The organism is Cupriavidus sp. MEYA8, assembly GCF_059278825.1.
In genome coordinates this window covers 837,609-854,601 of record NZ_CM181222.1, presented here as the reverse complement: position 1 = coordinate 854,601, position 16,993 = coordinate 837,609, and the positions used below count along the sequence as shown (strand labels likewise).

The window sequence follows — 16,993 nt, the reverse complement described above, 5'->3', positions numbered from 1 at the left end:
GCGGCCGCACCAGCGGCGCCCGCGCCTAGCGCAGTAACCTAGTGAGTCAGGACGCCATGTCTGTCGATATCGATATCACACAGTTTTACCAGACCTTCTTCGAAGAAGCGGAAGAACTGCTCGTGGAAATGGAGCAGCTGCTGCTCGGCCTGGACATCGAGTCTCCCGATGCAGAGCATCTGAACGCGATCTTCCGCGCAGCGCATTCGATCAAGGGCGGAGCCGCCACCTTCGGCTTCGCGGCGCTGACCGAGACCACCCACATCTTCGAGAACCTGCTGGACCGCACGCGCCGGCGGGAACTGGCGTTGACCAGGACCATCATCGACACCTTTCTGGAAACCAAGGACGTGTTGCAAGACCAGCTCAACGCCTACCGCAACGGCACCGAACCCGATCCGCAAACGCTGGCGCGCATCTGCGCCGTGCTGCAGCAGCTCGCGCAGGAAGCCGCCGGCGAGGCGGGCGCACCCGCGGCCGCGCCGGCCCCTGCACCCGCTGCCGCACCGGTAGCGACTCCTGTTGCCGGCGGCGCGCTGAAGATCCGGCTGATCAAGGTCTCGGCCAACGACCAGGCGCTGCTGCGCGAAGAACTCGCCAACCTCGGCGAGATCACCGGGCAGCAGGAGGTCAACGGCGAACTGGTGGTGTGGCTCAACACCCAGTGCAGCGCCGACGACATCATCGCGGTGTGCTGCTTCGTGATCGACATGGACCAGATCGTGATCGAGCCCGCGACCGACGCACCGACGCCGGCACCGGCACCGGCACCGGCACCTGCGGCAGTGCCCGCGCCGGCTCCGGCCGCGGCCGCCCCGGCAGTGCCTGCTACCGCCGCACGCGAGAAAGAGAAGGAGAAGGAAAAAGCCAGGCCGGCCCCGGCCGCCGCGCACGGCGAAGGCTCGATCCGCGTGCCGACCGAGAAGGTCGACCAGATCATCAACCTGGTGGGCGAACTGGTGATCACCCAGTCGATGCTGGCGCAGACCGCGTCGTCGCTCGACCCGGTGCTGTTCGACCGCCTGTTTTCCGGCATGGGCCAGCTCGAACGCAACGCGCGCGACCTGCAGGAAGCGGTGATGTCGATCCGCATGATGCCGATGGACTATGTGTTCTCGCGCTTCCCGCGCCTGGTGCGCGACCTGGCCAGCAAGCTCGGCAAGCAGATCGACCTGGTCACCTTCGGCAAGGCCACCGAGCTCGACAAGAGCCTGATCGAACGCATCATCGACCCGCTCACGCACCTGGTGCGCAACAGCCTGGACCACGGCATCGAAACGCCCGACAAGCGCGTCGCCGCCGGCAAGGAGCCGACCGGCCAGCTGGTGCTGTCCGCGCAGCACCACGGCGGCAATATCGTGATCGAAGTGAGCGACGACGGCGGCGGCCTGAACCGCGAGCGCATCCTGGCCAAGGCGATCCAGAACGGCCTGCCGGTGTCCGAGAACATCAGCGACGAGGAAGTCTGGCAGCTGATCTTCGCACCTGGCTTCTCCACCGCCGAAGTCGTCACCGACGTCTCCGGCCGCGGCGTGGGCATGGACGTGGTCAAGCGCAACATCCAGGAGATGGGCGGCCATGTGCAGATCAGCTCGCGCCCGGGCCTGGGCACCACCATCCGCATCGTGCTGCCGCTGACGCTTGCGATCCTGGACGGCATGTCGGTCAGGGTCGGCGACGAGACCTTCATCCTGCCGCTGAACTGCGTGATGGAATCGCTGCAGCCCAAGGCAGAGGACGTGCATACCGCCGCCAACTCTGACCGCGTCATGCACGTGCGCGGCGAATACCTGCCGCTGCTGGAAATGCACCGCGTCTTCAACGTCGCCGGCGCGCTGCAGGAGCCGACGCAGGGCATCGCCGTGATCCTGCAGGCCGAAGGCAAGCGCTTCGCGCTGCTGGTAGACCAGCTGATCGGCCAGCACCAGGTGGTGCTGAAGAACCTGGAAACCAACTACCGCAAGGTGCCGTGCATTTCGGCGGCGACCATCCTCGGCGACGGCAGCGTGGCGCTGATCGTCGATGTCGGCGCGCTGCAGCGCACCGGCGTGCGCCGGCAGGAGCCGGCGCTGGCCTCGTCGTTGGCCTGATTCCCCCCGACCCACTACAGGAAGAGAAAACACATCATGGCCGGCATCGGACACATCGATACCCCCGGAAGCGACGCTTCGGGCCAGGAGTTCCTGGTCTTCACGCTGGGCTCGGAGGAATACGGCATCGACATCCTCAAGGTGCAAGAGATCCGCAGCTACGAGACCGTCACGCGCATCGCCAGCGCGCCCGAATTCATCAAGGGCGTGACCAACCTGCGCGGCGTGATCGTGCCGATCGTCGACCTGCGCCTGAAGTTCCGCCTGGGCAACGTGCGCTACGACCACCAGACCGTGGTCATCATCCTCAACGTGGCCAGCCGCGTGGTCGGTATCGTGGTCGATGGCGTGTCGGACGTGCTGACGCTGACCGGCGAGGCGATCAAGCCGGCGCCGGAGTTCGGCGTGTCGATCTCGACCGAGCACCTGACCGGGCTGGGTACCGTCGACGGCCGCATGCTGGTGCTGATCGATATCGAGAAGCTGATGACCAGCCCCGAGATGGCGCTGGTCGAGGCCGAGCTGGCCTGAACCCGGCGCCGCCGCAACCTGAAAGCCACGCCAGCCATGACGCCGTTCCGCACTGCTGCCAGCGCTCCCGCCAGCCTCCAGGGCCTGGCGGGCGCAGTCGCCGCGCCGGTCGCCAACCCGCGGCGCGACGAGATGCGCGACTTCCTGCTGACCGAGCGCGACTTCGAGAAGATCCGCGCGCTGATCCACAAGCGCGCGGGGATTTCGCTGGGCAGCCACAAGCGCGAAATGGTCTACAGCCGCCTGGCGCGCCGCCTGCGCACGCTGCAGCTGGCCGACTTTGCCTCGTACCTGGCGATCCTGGAAGCGGATGACCGCTCGCCCGAGTGGGAGTTCTTTACCAACTCGCTGACGACCAACCTGACTTCGTTCTTCCGCGAATCGCACCATTTCCCGCTGCTGGCCGAGCACGCGAAGAAAATAGGGCGCCCGTACAGCGTGTGGTGCTCCGCGGCGTCCACCGGCGAGGAACCGTACTCGATCGCCATCACACTGGCCGAGGCGCTGGGCGACCGCGCCGCCACCGTGCTGGCCACCGACATCGACACGCAGGTGCTGGCCAAGGCCCGCAGCGGTGTGTATTCGGCCGACCAGGTCGCACGGCTGTCGCCCGAACGGCTCAAGCGCTTCTTCCTGAAGGGCACCGGCCCGCGCGCGGGCTCGGTCAAGGTCAAGCCCGAGCTGGCCGCCACCATCACGTTCGATCCGCTCAACCTGCTCGCGCCCGACTGGGGCATCCGCGAGCAGTTCGATGCGATCTTCTGCCGCAACGTGATGATCTATTTCGACAAGCCGACGCAGGGCCGCATCCTGGAGCGCTTCGTGCCGCTGCTCAAGCCGCACGGCCTGCTCTTCGCCGGCCATTCGGAGAACTTTTCCTACGTCACGCGCGCATTCCAGCTGCGCGGGCAGACTGTCTACGAACTGGCGCCCGATGCCGCCAGGGCGGGAAGGGCCTGATGCGCACGCCCTATCTGCCCGAGGCGCTGGCCACGCGCACCTACTTCGACCGCGAGTTCGGCAAGCAGGCGGTCAAGCTGCTGCCCAACGAGTACTACGTGACGCGCGAGGACGTGGTGCTGACCACCGTGCTGGGGTCGTGCGTGGCCGCGTGCATCCGCGACGAGGTCGCCGGCGTCGGCGGCATGAACCACTTCATGCTGCCCGACGACGAAGGTGGCGGCGCTGGCGCCGACCGCATGCTGTCGCCATCGATGCGCTACGGCAGCTACGCGCTCGAGGTGCTGATCAACGAGCTGCTCAAGATGGGCGCGCGGCGCGAGCGGCTGGAGGCCAAGGTCTTCGGCGGCGGTGCGGTGCTGGCCAACATGACCACGCTGAACATCGGCGACCGCAACGCGGATTTCGTGCTGCGCTACCTCAAGGCCGAAGAGATCCGTGTGGCGGCGCAGGACCTGCGCGGCCCGCATGCGCGCCGCGTCAGCTATTTCCCGATCGGCGGGCTGGCGCTGGTGCGCCGCCTGACGCGGCAGGACGACGAGGTCTCGGTGGCGCGCGACGAACGCGCGCTGGCACGGGCCATCGCCACCTCGGCCAGGACCCCGGCGCGCGCGCCGGAGCGCACCCCCGAACTGTTTGCGCGGCAGTCTCCCACGCGCCAGCTTCCCTGACCCAACCGAGCACGAATTCCTATGACTGCCGCCAAGATCAAGGTGCTCTGCGTGGACGATTCCGCGCTGATCCGCAGCCTGATGACGGAGATCATCAACAGCCAGCCCGACATGGAAGTGGTTGGCACCGCGCCCGACCCGCTGGTGGCGCGCGACCTGATCAAGCGCCTGAACCCGGACGTGCTGACGCTGGACGTCGAAATGCCGCGCATGGACGGGCTGGATTTCCTTGAGCGCCTGATGCGGCTGCGGCCGATGCCGGTGCTGATGGTGTCGTCGCTGACCGAGCGCGGCTCGGAAATCACCATGCGCGCGCTGGAACTGGGCGCAGTGGATTTCGTCACCAAGCCCAAGCTCGGTATCCGCGACGGGCTGATCGAATACACCGACACCATTGCCGACAAGCTGCGTGCCGCATCGCGCGCGCGGGTGCGTGCGGCCGCGCAACCCGCGGCAGGCGTCGCTGCCCCCGCGCCGATTCTGCGCAGCCCGCTACTGTCGACCGAGAAGCTGATCATCCTGGGCGCCTCCACCGGCGGCACCGAGGCGATCAAGGAATTCCTGATGCCGCTGCCGCCCGACAGCCCCGCGGTGATGATCGTGCAGCATATGCCGGCCGGCTTCACGCGCTCGTTCGCGCAGCGCCTGGACGGGCTGTGCCGCGTCACCGTGAAGGAAGCCGAGCACGGCGAACGCGTGCTGCCGGGCCATGCGTACATCGCGCCGGGCGACTCGCACCTGCGCCTGGCGCGCAGCGGCGCCAACTATGTCGCGCACCTGTCGCAGGAAGCGCCGGTCAACCGCCACCGGCCCTCGGTCGACGTGCTGTTCGATTCCGCCGCCGAGCATGGCGGCAAGAACGTGATCGGCGTGATCCTGACCGGCATGGGCAAGGACGGCGCGCGCGGCATGCTGCGCATGCGCGAGGCCGGCGCCTATAACCTGGCGCAGGACGAGCACACCTGCATCGTGTTTGGCATGCCGAAGGAGGCGATCGCCACCGGCGGCGTGCATGAAATCGTGCCCTTGCCGGCGATGACCCAGCGCGTGATGGCGCGCCTGGCCACGTACGGCACGCGCGCGCAACGGGTCTAGTCGAGCCGGCAAGCCGACAACAAAGCCGGACCAACAAGCCATAACTGCATTTACCTGGAGCCCTCAAAGTGGACAAGAACATCAAGATCCTGGTCGTGGACGATTTCCCGACCATGCGCCGGATCATCCGCAACCTGCTCAAGGAGCTGGGATTCGTCAACGTCGAGGAAGCCGAGGACGGCGCCGCCGGCCTGGAGAAGGCCCGGGACGGCAGCTTCCAGTTCGTGATCTCGGACTGGAACATGCCCAACATGGACGGCCTGTCGATGCTGCAGGCGATCCGCGCCGACGCGAACATCGGCAAGATGCCGGTGCTGATGGTGACGGCCGAGGCCAAGAAGGAAAACATCATCGCCGCGGCCCAGGCCGGCGCCAACGGCTATGTGGTCAAGCCGTTCACGGCCGCCACGCTGGACGAGAAGATCACCAAGATCTTCGAGAAGCTCGCCGGTTGATCAAGAGGAGCCTTTGCCATGACTCCGACGCTGAGCAACGATTCGGCCGAGCAACTGATCCTGCGCATCGGCAACCTGACGCGGATGCTGCGCGACAATATGCGCGAGCTCGGCCTGGACAAGGAGATCGAGCGCGCCGCGCAGGCCATTCCCGACGCGCGCGACCGGCTCAACTACATCGCGGCGATGACCGAGCAGGCCGCCGAGCGCACGCTGAACGCGGTCGAACTGGCGCAGCCGATCCAGTCCGGCATCGAGCAGCAGGCCGAGACCCTGGACAAGCGCTGGGAGGCGTGGTTCGAGAAGCCGGTGGAGTTGGCCGACGCCCGCTCGCTGGTGCTCGACACGCGCGCCTTCCTGTCCGAGGTGCCGGGCCAGGCCCGCGCCACCAACAGCCACCTGCTCGACATCATGATGGCGCAGGACTTCCAGGACCTGACCGGGCAGGTGATCAAGAAGATGATGGACATGATCCGAACGCTGGAGCAGGAACTGCTGCAGGTGCTGATCGACAATGTCCCGTCCGAGCGCCGCGTGGAAGCGCAGGCGCCGTCGACGCTGCTCAACGGACCGCAGGTGAATCCGGAGGGCAAGGCCGATGTGGTGTCGGACCAGTCGCAGGTGGATGATCTGCTGGCTAGTTTGGGCTTCTGACGTTTCGTTTGGGCGCGCCTTTAAGAGTTTGCCCATACCCGCGCTTGCTGCCCCAGTTCCCGTTGGGTTCGTCGTTGCGCCGTGGCGACCGGGTTTAGCAGCCTGAGTGAGAAAGTTGGCCGACCGCCTTCTGGCGGTATCCTTACATCCGCCGTGTCTGCGCACGCCTCTTCCATGCGCGGGCCATGGCGGGGGAGCCCTCGGGCTCGCCGGCTCCTCCTCACCGGTCTGCTAACCCTGCCTTGCGCCTGCCCACCCCGATTAGCAGCGGGGTAGCGGGACTCAACCTGTAGGTCGGTGCTGTTTGGGGCCCCGAACGAATGCCCGCGGTGCCAACCTTCCTTTCTTGCCGATCAGTACGAGAACTCCCGCGGCTTTATGGTTCCTCTGAGGGAAGTCAAAGGCCTTGGCGCCCTCTTCTGATGTGCCAACCCGCACCGACCGACACATCACTCACGGCGCCGGCGATGCCAGCGGCTTCCCTTTCTCGACCACGTACACGCCCACCACCCGCGCCGCCGTGCCACCATTGTTGTGGGCGTCATGCACCACGCCGGCCGGCACCACGAACGACTCTCCGGCCTTAATGGTGCGCGGCGACTGGCCGTCGATCAGGAGTTGCACCTCGCCGTCCATGACGTAGCTGATCTCGTCTCCAGGATGCGTATGCCGCCCCGCATAGGTGCCTGGCGCCACCTCCACGCGCGCGACCACGGCTTCGCGACCCGGTACGGATACATCGGCCCGGCCGACCACGGTGCGAGTCAGTCCCGAACCCTGCGCCAGCGCGCTACCTGTCATCAGCGCCACGATGCTCAAAATGACCAGATTCTTGTAGTGCATGATTTCTCCTCGAAATTATTTATCTTTTCCAGAGATGACTGCCCCGTCTGGTCCCCGCCGACATTCATGCTGGCAGGCTGTTACTACGTCAGCGCCCCTGCTTCTGGTAGGTCCCGATCAGTTCGGCATGGGCCAGTATGTGCCCCCGCATCGCCTGTTCCAGCGCCGCCTTGTCGGGCTTGCCGAGATCCGGCAGCACGACGTCCAGGGCATATAGCTTGTGGAAATACCGGTGCCGGCCAATTGGAGGACACGGCCCGCCGTAATCGGCACGGTGCCAGTCGTTCAAACCTTCGCGAGCGCCCGGCGGCAAGCTATGCCGGCTCATGCCCTGCGCAAGCGAGCCGGCCTTCGGCGGCAGGTTGTACACGACCCAATGGACCCATGTCATTTGCGGTGACGCCGGGTCCGGGGCATCCGGGTCGTCGACAATCAGGACCAGGCTGGCAGTGGAGGGTGGCAACCCAGACCAAGCCAGTGGCGGTGACACATCGGTGCCTTCGCACGTGTGCACGGTGGGGATCTCCCCGCCTTGGGCAAACGCGGGGGATGTCAGTATGAGCGGCATCGATGGCCTCTGCTGGGCAAGTAGCGTTGGTCCGAACAGCATGGCCGCTAAGGCCAGCCACCTCGGTAGAAGTGCCAATCGCACCATATCTGCCTCCGCCGGCGCATGACGGCTGTTCCAACTTAGCCCGGATTCAATCCCTGTACAAGGGACCGTGCAGCTTTCCGAAGCCGGCGGCTGACATTCGCGCGCGGATTCCCCTGTCTTGGGACATCTGATACGTGCAGGCCTGGCAAGCGCTTGCTATCAGACTCACACGATCTTGTGCAAGCCGATCATGCGAACGCCTTGTGATACGCGTTGAGTGCGGGCGCGCCGCCCAGATGCACGTACAGCACGTTCGTTCCCTTCGGAATCTCACCCGCCTGCGCCATCGCGATCAGGCCCGCCATGGATTTGCCCTCGTACACCGGATCGGTGAGCATCGCCTCAAGCCGCGCTGCCGTGCGGATCGCATCGATCGTCCGATCGTCGGGCAGGCCATAGTCCGGGCCCGCGAAACGCGGATCGACGATCACGTCGGCGTCGTCGATCGGCTTGCGGATGCCGATCAGTTCCGCAGTCTGCCGCGCGCTCTTTGTCACGGCGCGGCGGGTCATCGCCTCGTTGCAAGCGGTATCGATGCCAATCAGGCGGCGCGGCCTGTCCTGCGCCTTGAACCCAGCGACCATGCCGCCCTGTGTCGAGCCGGTGCAGGTCGCGGTAATCACGGTGTCGAAGAACATGCCCATTTCCTGTTCCTGGCGCGCAAGTTCCTCGGTGAAGTTCGCATAGCCAAGGCCACCAAGGGGATGGTCGGATGCACCCGCCGGAATCGCATAAGGCTTGCCGCCTTCCCGGCGCACCTGCTCGAGGGCGCGCGACCAGGTCTCCTTCACCTCGGTCGAGTAGCCCTCGCCCTCCAGCAGCGTCTCGGCGCCCATCAGCCGCGACAGCAGGATATTGCCGACCTTGTCGTAGACCGGATCGTCCCAGTGTGTCCACTCCTCCTGCACCAGCCGGCAGCGCATGCCGAGCACCGCCGCGACGGCCGCAACCTGGCGCGTGTGATTCGACTGAATGTTTCCGATGGAAACGAGCGTGTCGGCGCCTTTCTTCACTGCGTCAGCGGCGAGCCACTCGAGCTTGCGAATCTTGTTGCCGCCAAACGCGAGCCCGGACGACACATCGTCGCGCTTTGCCCACACCGAAATGCCGAGCACATCGGACAGGCGATTGAGCCGATGAATCGGCGATGGGAAGAAGCCAAGCGAGATGTGGCCGAAGCGATGCTCGAGATCAAGTGCCATGGCGGGCTCCCTGTCGAGGAACGGGGAAAGATTGACTCTAGATTAGGTCCAAAAGGCCGAGACATTGGAGCGTGGCGCGCATTCACCTGGGCGCCTCGCCAGGGTCGAATCGGTATTCAAATGCGCCCTCGCTCTGGACGGAATGTTGAGGTGCAAACATCACATTCGAACGAGCTGCTTCGGCGCCGTCGAACGGCGCCTTATGGCCCGATTCCGGTCGGACGAGAAGGCGATCGCCGGCGCTTTTGTCGTTCGAGTCGTTAGATTCTAGAAGGCCAGGTATCAGTGGCCTCGCATGATTGGCCTATAGGCCTGCTCCTGACTACCCTACTGGAACACCAGCGTGCCCAGCGATTGCCCATTGATATTGAACATCGTGGATCTGGACGAAACAAAGCTGATGTTGCCGCTGGTGTCGATGCGGAATATGGTCTCATCCTCGGCGATGCGGGCATTGCTGTTGTCGAACACCTTGTCGAGCAAGGTCAAGAGCAGGCTGCTTCCGGTATCGGCGGCAACGCTATAGGACTCGGTAAGTGTTCCCACCTTCGTGGCCTGTGTGCTGTCCGAGTAAATCGTGGCGCTTGCCAGAGGTCCCGAGTCGCCGGCCTTCACTGTCGGTGGAATCGTATAGTCGGCGAACACCACAAAGGCATCCCCCTCGTCGATCACCATCACGGCATAGGTAACGGTATTGCGGGAGATGGTCCTGGTGTTCGAGAACGGCATCGAATTACCATTTGCGACAACCGTGCCGCTGACGGTTTCAGTGGTCCTCAATACCGAAGTGTTATTCAGAGAGGTCGCAACGAAAGGGGTTGCGGTCAGGGTTCCGGAGCCTGATACCGGCACATTCTCTACCGTGCCGGAAATCGAGAAACTTGCGGTCAGTCCATTCGCCGCCAGACTTGCCATGGCTGTGCTGAGCGGCACCGTCAGAGGCTGCACCGGCGTGGTGGCTGCTTCGTTGCTGTCGTTGTCGTCGCCGCCGCAGCCGCCGAGAAAGAATGAAATTGCAAGCACAAGAAGGAATCTCCCGGACATCGCAGTCTCCTGGCCGAAGTGCCCCGGATTCGAAACCTGTCTTGGCATGCGACCCGGCGGAACGGGTAGGGCATGGCGCAAACCGCAATCTTTCCATACCCGCAACCCATGCAAAATGCCCTGCTGTTCGGCAGGCTTGGCGCGCGAGCCCGTCACCCCAAATAAGCCGCAACAAAGATGCCAACACTGCCGGATGTGTTGTTTTTATTATGTTATGGCAGACATATAGATTCGAGGCGCTGGTGAAATCGGTGCAATCTGTTTCGTTCGAGATACAGGCCGGAAGCTGTCAGGCGTATGCCCTCATCCGGACGCCGCGATGGGCGAACTCAGGGTCGTCATGTCATTCACCGGCTGGCGGGATCTTCAGTTCAAGTGACTCCATTTCCAACTCCACCCAACTGCCACACATCGATGGCGGACGCGACAAGACTCAATGCTGTGCGCACTCCATGCAGCCTGGCCCATTTCTGCAAGAGTTCCCGGGTCTCCACCGACGATAGATCGCGATCCGGCTCGAGAATCTTGTGGTTGATGGGCATTACGACGAGCAAGGTGTACGGCACGACAGATCCGATCAGTAGCGCGGCAGCAAACCACCAGATACTGGCGCCCAAAAGCCATGCCATCACTCCGCTCAGTAAGCTGACCAGCGCCAATGGAGCCTGCATGAGCGTGGCGCGCTTATAGCTGGGCGCCCACTGCTGTGCCGCGGACCTTGTCTCAAGCACCATTCTTGCGGGATGCTCAACCACGTTGATATACAAGGCGGCCCCGGCGAAGAGCATCGCAGCGAACGCGGCAATCATTTGCAGTGCGTGGTTCATCACACCCTCCGTGAAGCCTACCTCCAATTATGGTGAAGAACCCGAGAGGCCCCACAGGGAGTTCGTAAGGCATTGGAAGGCTTCCGGCGTTTTGCGCGCGACTGGCAGGTTCGCTGACGATGCCTGATGGACAAGCACAGCGCTCACCCACAGGAGTGCGTCCACGACGGGCGGTGGCTTGTTTCAAGGCACTCGCCGGTCGACGGCCACTCCAGATTTCCCTAAAGTCTCCCAACCCCCCGCCGTTAATCCCCCAAGTCCCCCGATTTCCCAAACAACACCCAAATCCCCCGCCTTTTCCCATGAATGGGAAGCCCCCCACGCTTCGATAATCCGTGCTGACGAATAGCGGTCTGCCGCTTCGCACGGAGCGTGGATGTCCGAAGAAAGCGATCTCGAGAAAACCGAACCCGCCTCACCCCGGCGCCTGGAAAAGGCGCGCGAGGAGGGGCAGGTGGTGCGTTCGCGCGAGCTGGCCACGTTCATCATGCTGATCGCCGGCGTCCTCGGCCTGTGGACGCTGGGCGGCCACATGGGCCGCAGCCTCAATCAGGTCATGCAGGGCGCGCTGCGCTTCGAGCGGGAAACCGCCTTTGATACCTCGCGCATGCTGTCGCGCTTCGTGCTGATGGTGTGGGACAGCCTGCTCGCCTTCCTGCCGCTGCTGCTGCTGTTCGGCGTTGCCGCACTGGCCGCGCCGCTGATGCTGGGCGGCTGGGTGTTCTCGGCCAAGTCGTTCGCGCCGCAGTTCTCGCGCATGTCGCCGATGGCCGGATTGGGCCGCCTGTTCTCCGCGCATTCCCTGGTGGAGTTGCTCAAGGCGGTGGCCAAGTCGCTGCTGGTCGGCGCGGTCGGCGCCTGGGTGCTGTGGCAGCGCCTGCCTGAGGCGATCGCGCTGATGAACGCACCGGTCCAGGAAGCGCTGCTGCACATGGTCGACCTGGTGCTGTACTGCTGCCTGGTGGTGTCGCTGTCGCTGCTGGTGGTGGCGGCCATCGACGTGCCCTGGCAGTACTGGGAGTTCTTCAAGAAGCTGCGCATGACCAAGGAAGAGGTCAAGCAGGAATTCAAGGAGAGCGAGGGCGATCCGCATATCAAGAACCGCATCCGCCAGCAGCAGCGCGCCATGGCCCGCCGCCGCATGATGACCGAGGTGCCCAAGGCCGACGTGGTGGTGACCAACCCCACGCACTTCGCCGTGGCGCTGCGCTATGAAGAGGGCCGCATGGGCGCGCCGCGCGTGGTGGCCAAGGGCACCGGCGAAGTCGCCGCGCGCATCCGCGCGCTGGCCGCCGAGCACCGCGTGCCGCTGATGTCGGCGCCGCCGCTGGCGCGCGCGCTGCACCGCCACGTGGAGCTGGGCCACGAGATTCCCGCCGGACTCTATACCGCCGTGGCCGAAGTGCTGGCCTGGGTCTACCAACTGAAGCACTGGCACTACTCGCAGGGCCCGCAGCCGCAGGCGCCGTCGGACCTGCTGGTGCCTGATGAACTCGCCGTACCGGAAAGCCGCGAATGAATGCTCTGAGCTCATTGCTGAACCTGCCTGGCCTGCGCTCGGCCGGCCAGATGAAGGCCTTCACCGGGCCGCTGCTGATCATCATGATCCTGGGGATGATGATCCTGCCGCTGCCGGCCTTCGTGCTGGATCTGCTGTTCACCTTCAATATCGCGCTGGCGATCATGGTGCTGCTGGTCAGCATGTACACGCAGAAGCCGCTGGACTTTGCCGCGTTCCCCGCGGTGCTGCTGTTTACCACGCTGCTGCGCCTGTCGCTGAATGTCGCCTCCACCCGCGTGGTGCTGCTCGAAGGCCATACCGGCCCGGACGCCGCCGGCAAAGTGGTGGAAGCGTTCGGCCACTTCCTGGTGGGCGGCAACTTCGCGGTCGGCATCGTGGTGTTCGCAATCCTGGTTGTGATCAACTTCATGGTCATCACCAAGGGCGCGGGCCGGATTGCCGAGGTGGGCGCGCGCTTCATGCTGGACTCGATGCCCGGCAAGCAGATGTCGATCGATGCCGACCTCAACGCCGGCCTGATCGACGAAGCGGCGGCCAAGAAGCGCCGCGCCGAAGTGGCGCAGGAATCCGACTTCTACGGCGCCATGGACGGTGCCAGCAAGTTCGTGCGCGGTGACGCCGTGGCGGGCCTGATCATCATGTTCATCAACGTCGCCGCGGGCATGGTGGTGGGCATGGTGCAGCACGACCTGGACTTCGGCACCGCAGTGCACAACTACACGCTGCTGACCATCGGCGACGGCCTGGTCGCGCAGATCCCGGCGCTGGTGATCTCCACCGCGGCCGGCGTGATCGTGTCGCGCGTGGCCAATGAGCAGGATGTCGGCGAACAGCTGACCGGGCAGCTGTTCTCCAACCCGCGCGTGTTGTACCTGACCGCCGGCATCATGGGGCTGATGGGCATCATCCCGGGCATGCCGCATTTCGCCTTCCTGCTGCTGTCCGGCGCGCTGGTCTGGATGGGCCGCTACCTGTCGCGCAAGGCGGCGACGCAGCAGCAGGTCAGGCAGCGCGAGGAACGCGCGCCCGCTGTCGCGCAGGAGTCGACCGAAGCCAGCTGGGACGACGTCTCGCTGGTCGACCCGCTTGGCATGGAAGTGGGCTATCGCCTGATCACGCTGGTCGACCGCGCGCAGGACGGCGAACTGCTCGGCCGCATCAAGAGCATCCGCAAGAAGGTGGCGCAGGAAATCGGCTTCCTGGTGCCGGTGGTGCATATCCGCGACAACCTGGAACTCAAGCCCAACGCCTACCGCATCACGCTCAAGGGCGTCGAGATCGGCCGCGGCGAAGCCATGCCGGGGCAATGGATGGCGATCAACCCGGGCCAGGTCAGCGGCACGCTGCCGGGCGCGGCCACGCGCGATCCCGCCTTCGGCCTGCCGGCGGTATGGATCGACGCGGGCATCAAGGAGCAGGCGCAGTCCTACGGCTACACCGTGGTCGATGCCAGCACCGTGGTCGCCACGCACCTGAATCACCTGATCCACATGCATGCGGCCGAGCTGCTCGGCCGCCAGGAAGTGCAGGCGCTGCTGGACCGCATCGCCAGGGACGCGCCCAAGCTGACCGAAGACCTGGTGCCCAAGACCATCTCGCTGACGGCGCTGCAGAAGATCCTGCAGAACCTGCTCGACGAAGGCGTGGCGATCCGCGACATGCGCACCATCCTCGACGTGGTGGCCGAGCATGCGCCCAAGATCAGCGATCCGAACGAACTGACCGCGATGGTGCGCGTGGCCATGGGCCGCGCCATCACGCAGCAGCTGTTCCCCAACAACGCCGACCTGCAGGTGATCGGCCTCGACGCCGGCCTCGAGCGGGTGCTGTCGCAGGCGCTGACCAACGGCGGCGGCATCGAGCCGGGCCTGGCCGATGCGCTGCTGCAGCAGACCCAGGGCGCGGTCACGCGCCAGGAGCAGATGGGGCTGGACCCGGTGCTGCTGGTGCCGTCGCAGCTGCGCCCGCTGATGGCGCGCTTCCTGCGCCGCACGCTGCCGCAGCTGCGGGTGCTGTCGCATGCCGAAGTGCCTGACAACCGCAATATCCGCATCACCGCCATGATCGGCGCGTGAGCGATCACCCGACAGAGCCAACGATGAGCGTAGCTAAATTTGTTGCCGCCAACGGCCGTGAAGCCATGCGCCAGGTGCGCGAAGCCATGGGCCCCGATGCCGTGGTGCTGTCCAACCGTACCGTAGAGGGCGGTGTCGAGATCGTCGCGATGCGCGATGCCGACCTGGGCAGCGTATCGGCCAGCGCGCAGGCCTATGTGCCGCCCGCGCCGGCGGCGGAGCCTGCAGCCATTGGCGACCTGCGCGGCGAGCTGCAGTCGATGCGCGCGATGCTGGAGCGCCAGCTTGCCGGCATCGGCAATGCGCCCACCGCGGCGGGCCACGGCGTTGCCGCCAGCGACCCGCTGCGCGAATCGCTGTTCGAATGGATGGTGGGGGCCGGCTTCTCCGGCCAGCTGGCGCGCACGCTGCTGGCACGCCTGCCGCTGTGCTACGACCGTCCGGCCGCGATGACCTGGATCCGCAAGGAGCTGGCCAGCAAGGTGCCGGTGCTGGGCGACGAAGACCAGCTGTTCGCACAGGGCGGCGTGCTGGCGCTGATCGGGCCCACCGGCGTGGGCAAGACCACCACCACCGCCAAGCTGGCGGCGCGGTTCGTGCTGCGCCACGGCGCCGACAAGCTGGCGTTGCTGACCACCGACAGCTTCCGTATCGGCGCGCATGAACAGCTGCGCATCTATGGCGACATCCTCGGCGTGCCGGTGCATGCGGTGAAGGACGCCGCCGACCTGCGCTTCGCGCTGGCGGCAATGAAGGACAAGCACCTGGTCATCATCGACACCGTCGGCATGAGCCAGCGCGACCGCAGCCTGTCGGAGCAGATCGCCATGCTCGCCGGCGTGCCCGCGCCGGTGCAGCGCGTGCTGCTGCTCAACGGCGCCAGCCACGGCGACACGCTCAATGAAGTCGTGCATGCCTACCGACACGACGCCGCGCCCGACGATGGCGGCATCGACGGCTGCATCATCAGCAAGCTGGATGAAGCTACCCACCTGGGCTCGGTGCTCGATGTGGTGATCCGCCATCGGCTGCCGGTGTTCTACGCCTCGACCGGCCAGCGCGTGCCCGAGCACCTGGAGCTGGCCAGCAGCGCCGCGCTGGTCGAACGCGCTTTCCTGACACCGCGCCGCGGCTCGGTCTTTAACGATGCCGACGTCGCGCGCCGCCGCCACGCGGCAGCGGACGATCAGTCCGGGAAGGGCGGGAAGGGCGGCGCCGAAGACGTGCTGCGCTCGCTCACCGACAGCGCCGATGCGCTGGGCCAGTGTGTCGCGGAACTCAACGGCGCGGGCCTGGGCTTCGACCTGGCGCGCTCGCTGTGGCAGCAGCGCACCGCGGGCGATACCGCGCTGCGCGCGATGGCGCAGCAGGTGCGCGAAGCGGTCTGCCGCGACGTCAACCGTGCCTGCGACCAGTACGTGCTGGCGCTGGCGGCCACGCTGCCGGTCAGCGTGCCCGGCCGCCGCACGCCGCAGCCGCTGCAGCACACGCTGTGGCTGGGCGACCGCGACGGCACGCCGCTGGCCGCCACCGTCACCGCCGCTGGCCGCGCCGGCCAGCCGCTGGGCGAGGCCGACGCCGAGGCCGCCAACCTGCGCGCCGCCATGAGCGCTGCGCGCAGGGTGGTCAACGTGGTCGACGCGATGCCGTCCGCCGCCACGCTGGCGCGCTGGCAGCAGGCCGGCGAACGCTGGATCGCGGGCGCGCGCAAGACCGTGCGCGTGGTGGGCGCAGGCGCCGCCTGGAAGCTCGATGCACTCGCCGATACGCTGACCTTCCACGCCATCGGCGACGCCATCGTGTGCGAGCGCGACGCGGTACGCTGGCTGGCCACTGCCGACGTGCGCGTGCCCGACAGCCCCGCGCGTGGCAAGGGCGCTCCCGAAGGCGGCATCGATGCCTGCCTGGTGGTGGTGCGCCTGGTCGACCGCGCCAGCGGCGAGCTGCTCGATACCCGTTATCTGCTGTGCGACCCGGCGCTGGCGCCGGATGCAGCACAGGTGGCGCACTGGGCGCCATGGTCGGATACGGCCGAAACGCGCCTGCGCACGCTGCGCCATGCCATCGACCACTTCGCGCAGGATGCCGAAGCCGGCCACGCCGCCAGTGCCGCGCTCGCGGCGCTGCAGCTTGGCCTGTCGGTGCTGTGCCTCGAACACGCGCCAACCGCGACCGCGCCGGCGTTCCTGGCACGCCTGGCCGGGCGCACCGTGCGAGCCGGCACGGCGGTGCCGGGCACCGTGCTCAATGAAGGCATGGGCCGCATGCTGGCGCTGCTCGACGTGCTGGAGAATTACTCCGGCCGCGCCGCGGCGGCACCCGCTGTCGCGGAAGCGGCCGATGTCATGGGAGCCCTGCAGTGAGCACGC

At 66.0% G+C, this 16,993-nt stretch carries 15 protein-coding genes; 10 read left to right on the top strand and 5 right to left on the bottom strand.

Translation table 11 applies throughout. The features are described from left to right. Window positions 1-56 precede the first annotated feature (56 nt). The 7 genes from cheA (at window position 57) to cheZ (ending at window position 6,456) form a co-directional block, all read left to right on the top strand. A complete protein-coding gene (cheA, locus tag AC5WJ1_RS21005; protein ID WP_494476941.1) occupies window positions 57-2,090 on the top strand; it encodes a chemotaxis protein CheA in 2,034 nt (677 codons plus the stop codon). 36 nt (window positions 2,091-2,126) lie between these two features. Further along, window positions 2,127-2,621, top strand: a complete 495-nt coding sequence (locus tag AC5WJ1_RS21000) for a chemotaxis protein CheW (protein WP_133095420.1) — start codon at window positions 2,127-2,129, stop codon at window positions 2,619-2,621. 36 nt (window positions 2,622-2,657) lie between these two features. Next, window positions 2,658-3,581 carry a CheR family methyltransferase gene (locus AC5WJ1_RS20995; protein WP_195427993.1) on the top strand — a complete coding sequence of 308 codons (924 nt, stop codon included), beginning with the start codon at window positions 2,658-2,660 and terminating at the stop codon, window positions 3,579-3,581. Continuing rightward, on the top strand, window positions 3,581-4,252 hold the full coding sequence (gene cheD / locus AC5WJ1_RS20990; protein ID WP_133095419.1) for a chemoreceptor glutamine deamidase CheD: 672 nt from the start codon (window positions 3,581-3,583) through the stop codon (window positions 4,250-4,252). Before AC5WJ1_RS20995 ends, cheD begins: the two co-directional genes overlap by 1 nt. Window positions 4,253-4,273: 21 nt before the next feature. After that, window positions 4,274-5,347 (top strand): protein-glutamate methylesterase/protein-glutamine glutaminase, encoded by a 1,074-nt coding sequence (locus AC5WJ1_RS20985; protein ID WP_135703483.1) that lies wholly within the window; start codon window positions 4,274-4,276, stop codon window positions 5,345-5,347. Between the two features lie 68 nt (window positions 5,348-5,415). Further along, window positions 5,416-5,802: a chemotaxis response regulator CheY gene (gene cheY / locus AC5WJ1_RS20980; RefSeq protein ID WP_133095417.1), complete on the top strand. Its 387-nt coding sequence runs from the start codon at window positions 5,416-5,418 to the stop codon at window positions 5,800-5,802. A gap of 18 nt (window positions 5,803-5,820) precedes the next feature. After that, on the top strand, window positions 5,821-6,456 hold the full coding sequence (gene cheZ / locus AC5WJ1_RS20975; RefSeq protein WP_135703484.1) for a protein phosphatase CheZ: 636 nt from the start codon (window positions 5,821-5,823) through the stop codon (window positions 6,454-6,456). Between the two features lie 453 nt (window positions 6,457-6,909). Here the strand turns inward: cheZ and AC5WJ1_RS20970 are convergent, their stop codons facing one another. The 5 genes from AC5WJ1_RS20970 to AC5WJ1_RS20950 all read right to left on the bottom strand — a co-directional run bounded on the left by AC5WJ1_RS20970 (window position 6,910) and on the right by AC5WJ1_RS20950 (window position 11,027). Further along, window positions 6,910-7,299, bottom strand: coding sequence for a cupin domain-containing protein (locus tag AC5WJ1_RS20970; protein ID WP_135703485.1), 390 nt, complete (start codon window positions 7,297-7,299; stop codon window positions 6,910-6,912). Window positions 7,300-7,387: 88 nt separating this feature from the next. Continuing rightward, window positions 7,388-7,867, bottom strand: coding sequence for a YbhB/YbcL family Raf kinase inhibitor-like protein (locus AC5WJ1_RS20965; protein WP_135703486.1), 480 nt, complete (start codon window positions 7,865-7,867; stop codon window positions 7,388-7,390). Between the two features lie 275 nt (window positions 7,868-8,142). Then, window positions 8,143-9,156 (bottom strand): 1-aminocyclopropane-1-carboxylate deaminase, encoded by a 1,014-nt coding sequence (locus tag AC5WJ1_RS20960; RefSeq protein ID WP_195427992.1) that lies wholly within the window; start codon window positions 9,154-9,156, stop codon window positions 8,143-8,145. A gap of 327 nt (window positions 9,157-9,483) precedes the next feature. Continuing rightward, window positions 9,484-10,200, bottom strand: coding sequence for a hypothetical protein (locus AC5WJ1_RS20955; protein ID WP_135703488.1), 717 nt, complete (start codon window positions 10,198-10,200; stop codon window positions 9,484-9,486). Between the two features lie 371 nt (window positions 10,201-10,571). After that, on the bottom strand, window positions 10,572-11,027 hold the full coding sequence (locus AC5WJ1_RS20950) for an anthrone oxygenase family protein (RefSeq protein WP_135703489.1): 456 nt from the start codon (window positions 11,025-11,027) through the stop codon (window positions 10,572-10,574). A gap of 376 nt (window positions 11,028-11,403) precedes the next feature. On the opposite strand from AC5WJ1_RS20950, the gene flhB reads away from it, so the two are divergent. Genes flhB through flhF form a run of 3 tightly spaced genes read left to right on the top strand, consistent with a single transcriptional unit; the run spans window position 11,404 to window position 16,987 of the window. Next, window positions 11,404-12,546, top strand: a complete 1,143-nt coding sequence (gene flhB, locus AC5WJ1_RS20945; protein ID WP_135703490.1) for a flagellar biosynthesis protein FlhB — start codon at window positions 11,404-11,406, stop codon at window positions 12,544-12,546. Then, window positions 12,543-14,624, top strand: coding sequence for a flagellar biosynthesis protein FlhA (flhA, locus tag AC5WJ1_RS20940; protein WP_135703491.1), 2,082 nt, complete (start codon window positions 12,543-12,545; stop codon window positions 14,622-14,624). Before flhB ends, flhA begins: the two co-directional genes overlap by 4 nt. Window positions 14,625-14,647: 23 nt before the next feature. After that, window positions 14,648-16,987, top strand: coding sequence for a flagellar biosynthesis GTPase FlhF (flhF, locus tag AC5WJ1_RS20935; protein ID WP_434034274.1), 2,340 nt, complete (start codon window positions 14,648-14,650; stop codon window positions 16,985-16,987). The last annotated feature ends 6 nt before the right edge of the window (window positions 16,988-16,993 follow it).

Coding starts and splice junctions, on each gene's coding strand:
- cheA (WP_494476941.1), top strand. CDS start 57: ATGTCTGTCGATATCGATATCACACAGTTTTACCAGACCTTCTTCGAA.
- AC5WJ1_RS21000 (WP_133095420.1), top strand. CDS start 2,127: ATGGCCGGCATCGGACACATCGATACCCCCGGAAGCGACGCTTCGGGC.
- AC5WJ1_RS20995 (WP_195427993.1), top strand. CDS start 2,658: ATGACGCCGTTCCGCACTGCTGCCAGCGCTCCCGCCAGCCTCCAGGGC.
- cheD (WP_133095419.1), top strand. CDS start 3,581: ATGCGCACGCCCTATCTGCCCGAGGCGCTGGCCACGCGCACCTACTTC.
- AC5WJ1_RS20985 (WP_135703483.1), top strand. CDS start 4,274: ATGACTGCCGCCAAGATCAAGGTGCTCTGCGTGGACGATTCCGCGCTG.
- cheZ (WP_135703484.1), top strand. CDS start 5,821: ATGACTCCGACGCTGAGCAACGATTCGGCCGAGCAACTGATCCTGCGC.
- AC5WJ1_RS20970 (WP_135703485.1), bottom strand. CDS start 7,299: ATGCACTACAAGAATCTGGTCATTTTGAGCATCGTGGCGCTGATGACA.
- AC5WJ1_RS20965 (WP_135703486.1), bottom strand. CDS start 7,867: ATGCCGCTCATACTGACATCCCCCGCGTTTGCCCAAGGCGGGGAGATC.
- AC5WJ1_RS20960 (WP_195427992.1), bottom strand. CDS start 9,156: ATGGCACTTGATCTCGAGCATCGCTTCGGCCACATCTCGCTTGGCTTC.
- AC5WJ1_RS20955 (WP_135703488.1), bottom strand. CDS start 10,200: ATGTCCGGGAGATTCCTTCTTGTGCTTGCAATTTCATTCTTTCTCGGC.
- AC5WJ1_RS20950 (WP_135703489.1), bottom strand. CDS start 11,027: ATGAACCACGCACTGCAAATGATTGCCGCGTTCGCTGCGATGCTCTTC.
- flhB (WP_135703490.1), top strand. CDS start 11,404: ATGTCCGAAGAAAGCGATCTCGAGAAAACCGAACCCGCCTCACCCCGG.
- flhA (WP_135703491.1), top strand. CDS start 12,543: ATGAATGCTCTGAGCTCATTGCTGAACCTGCCTGGCCTGCGCTCGGCC.
- flhF (WP_434034274.1), top strand. CDS start 14,648: ATGAGCGTAGCTAAATTTGTTGCCGCCAACGGCCGTGAAGCCATGCGC.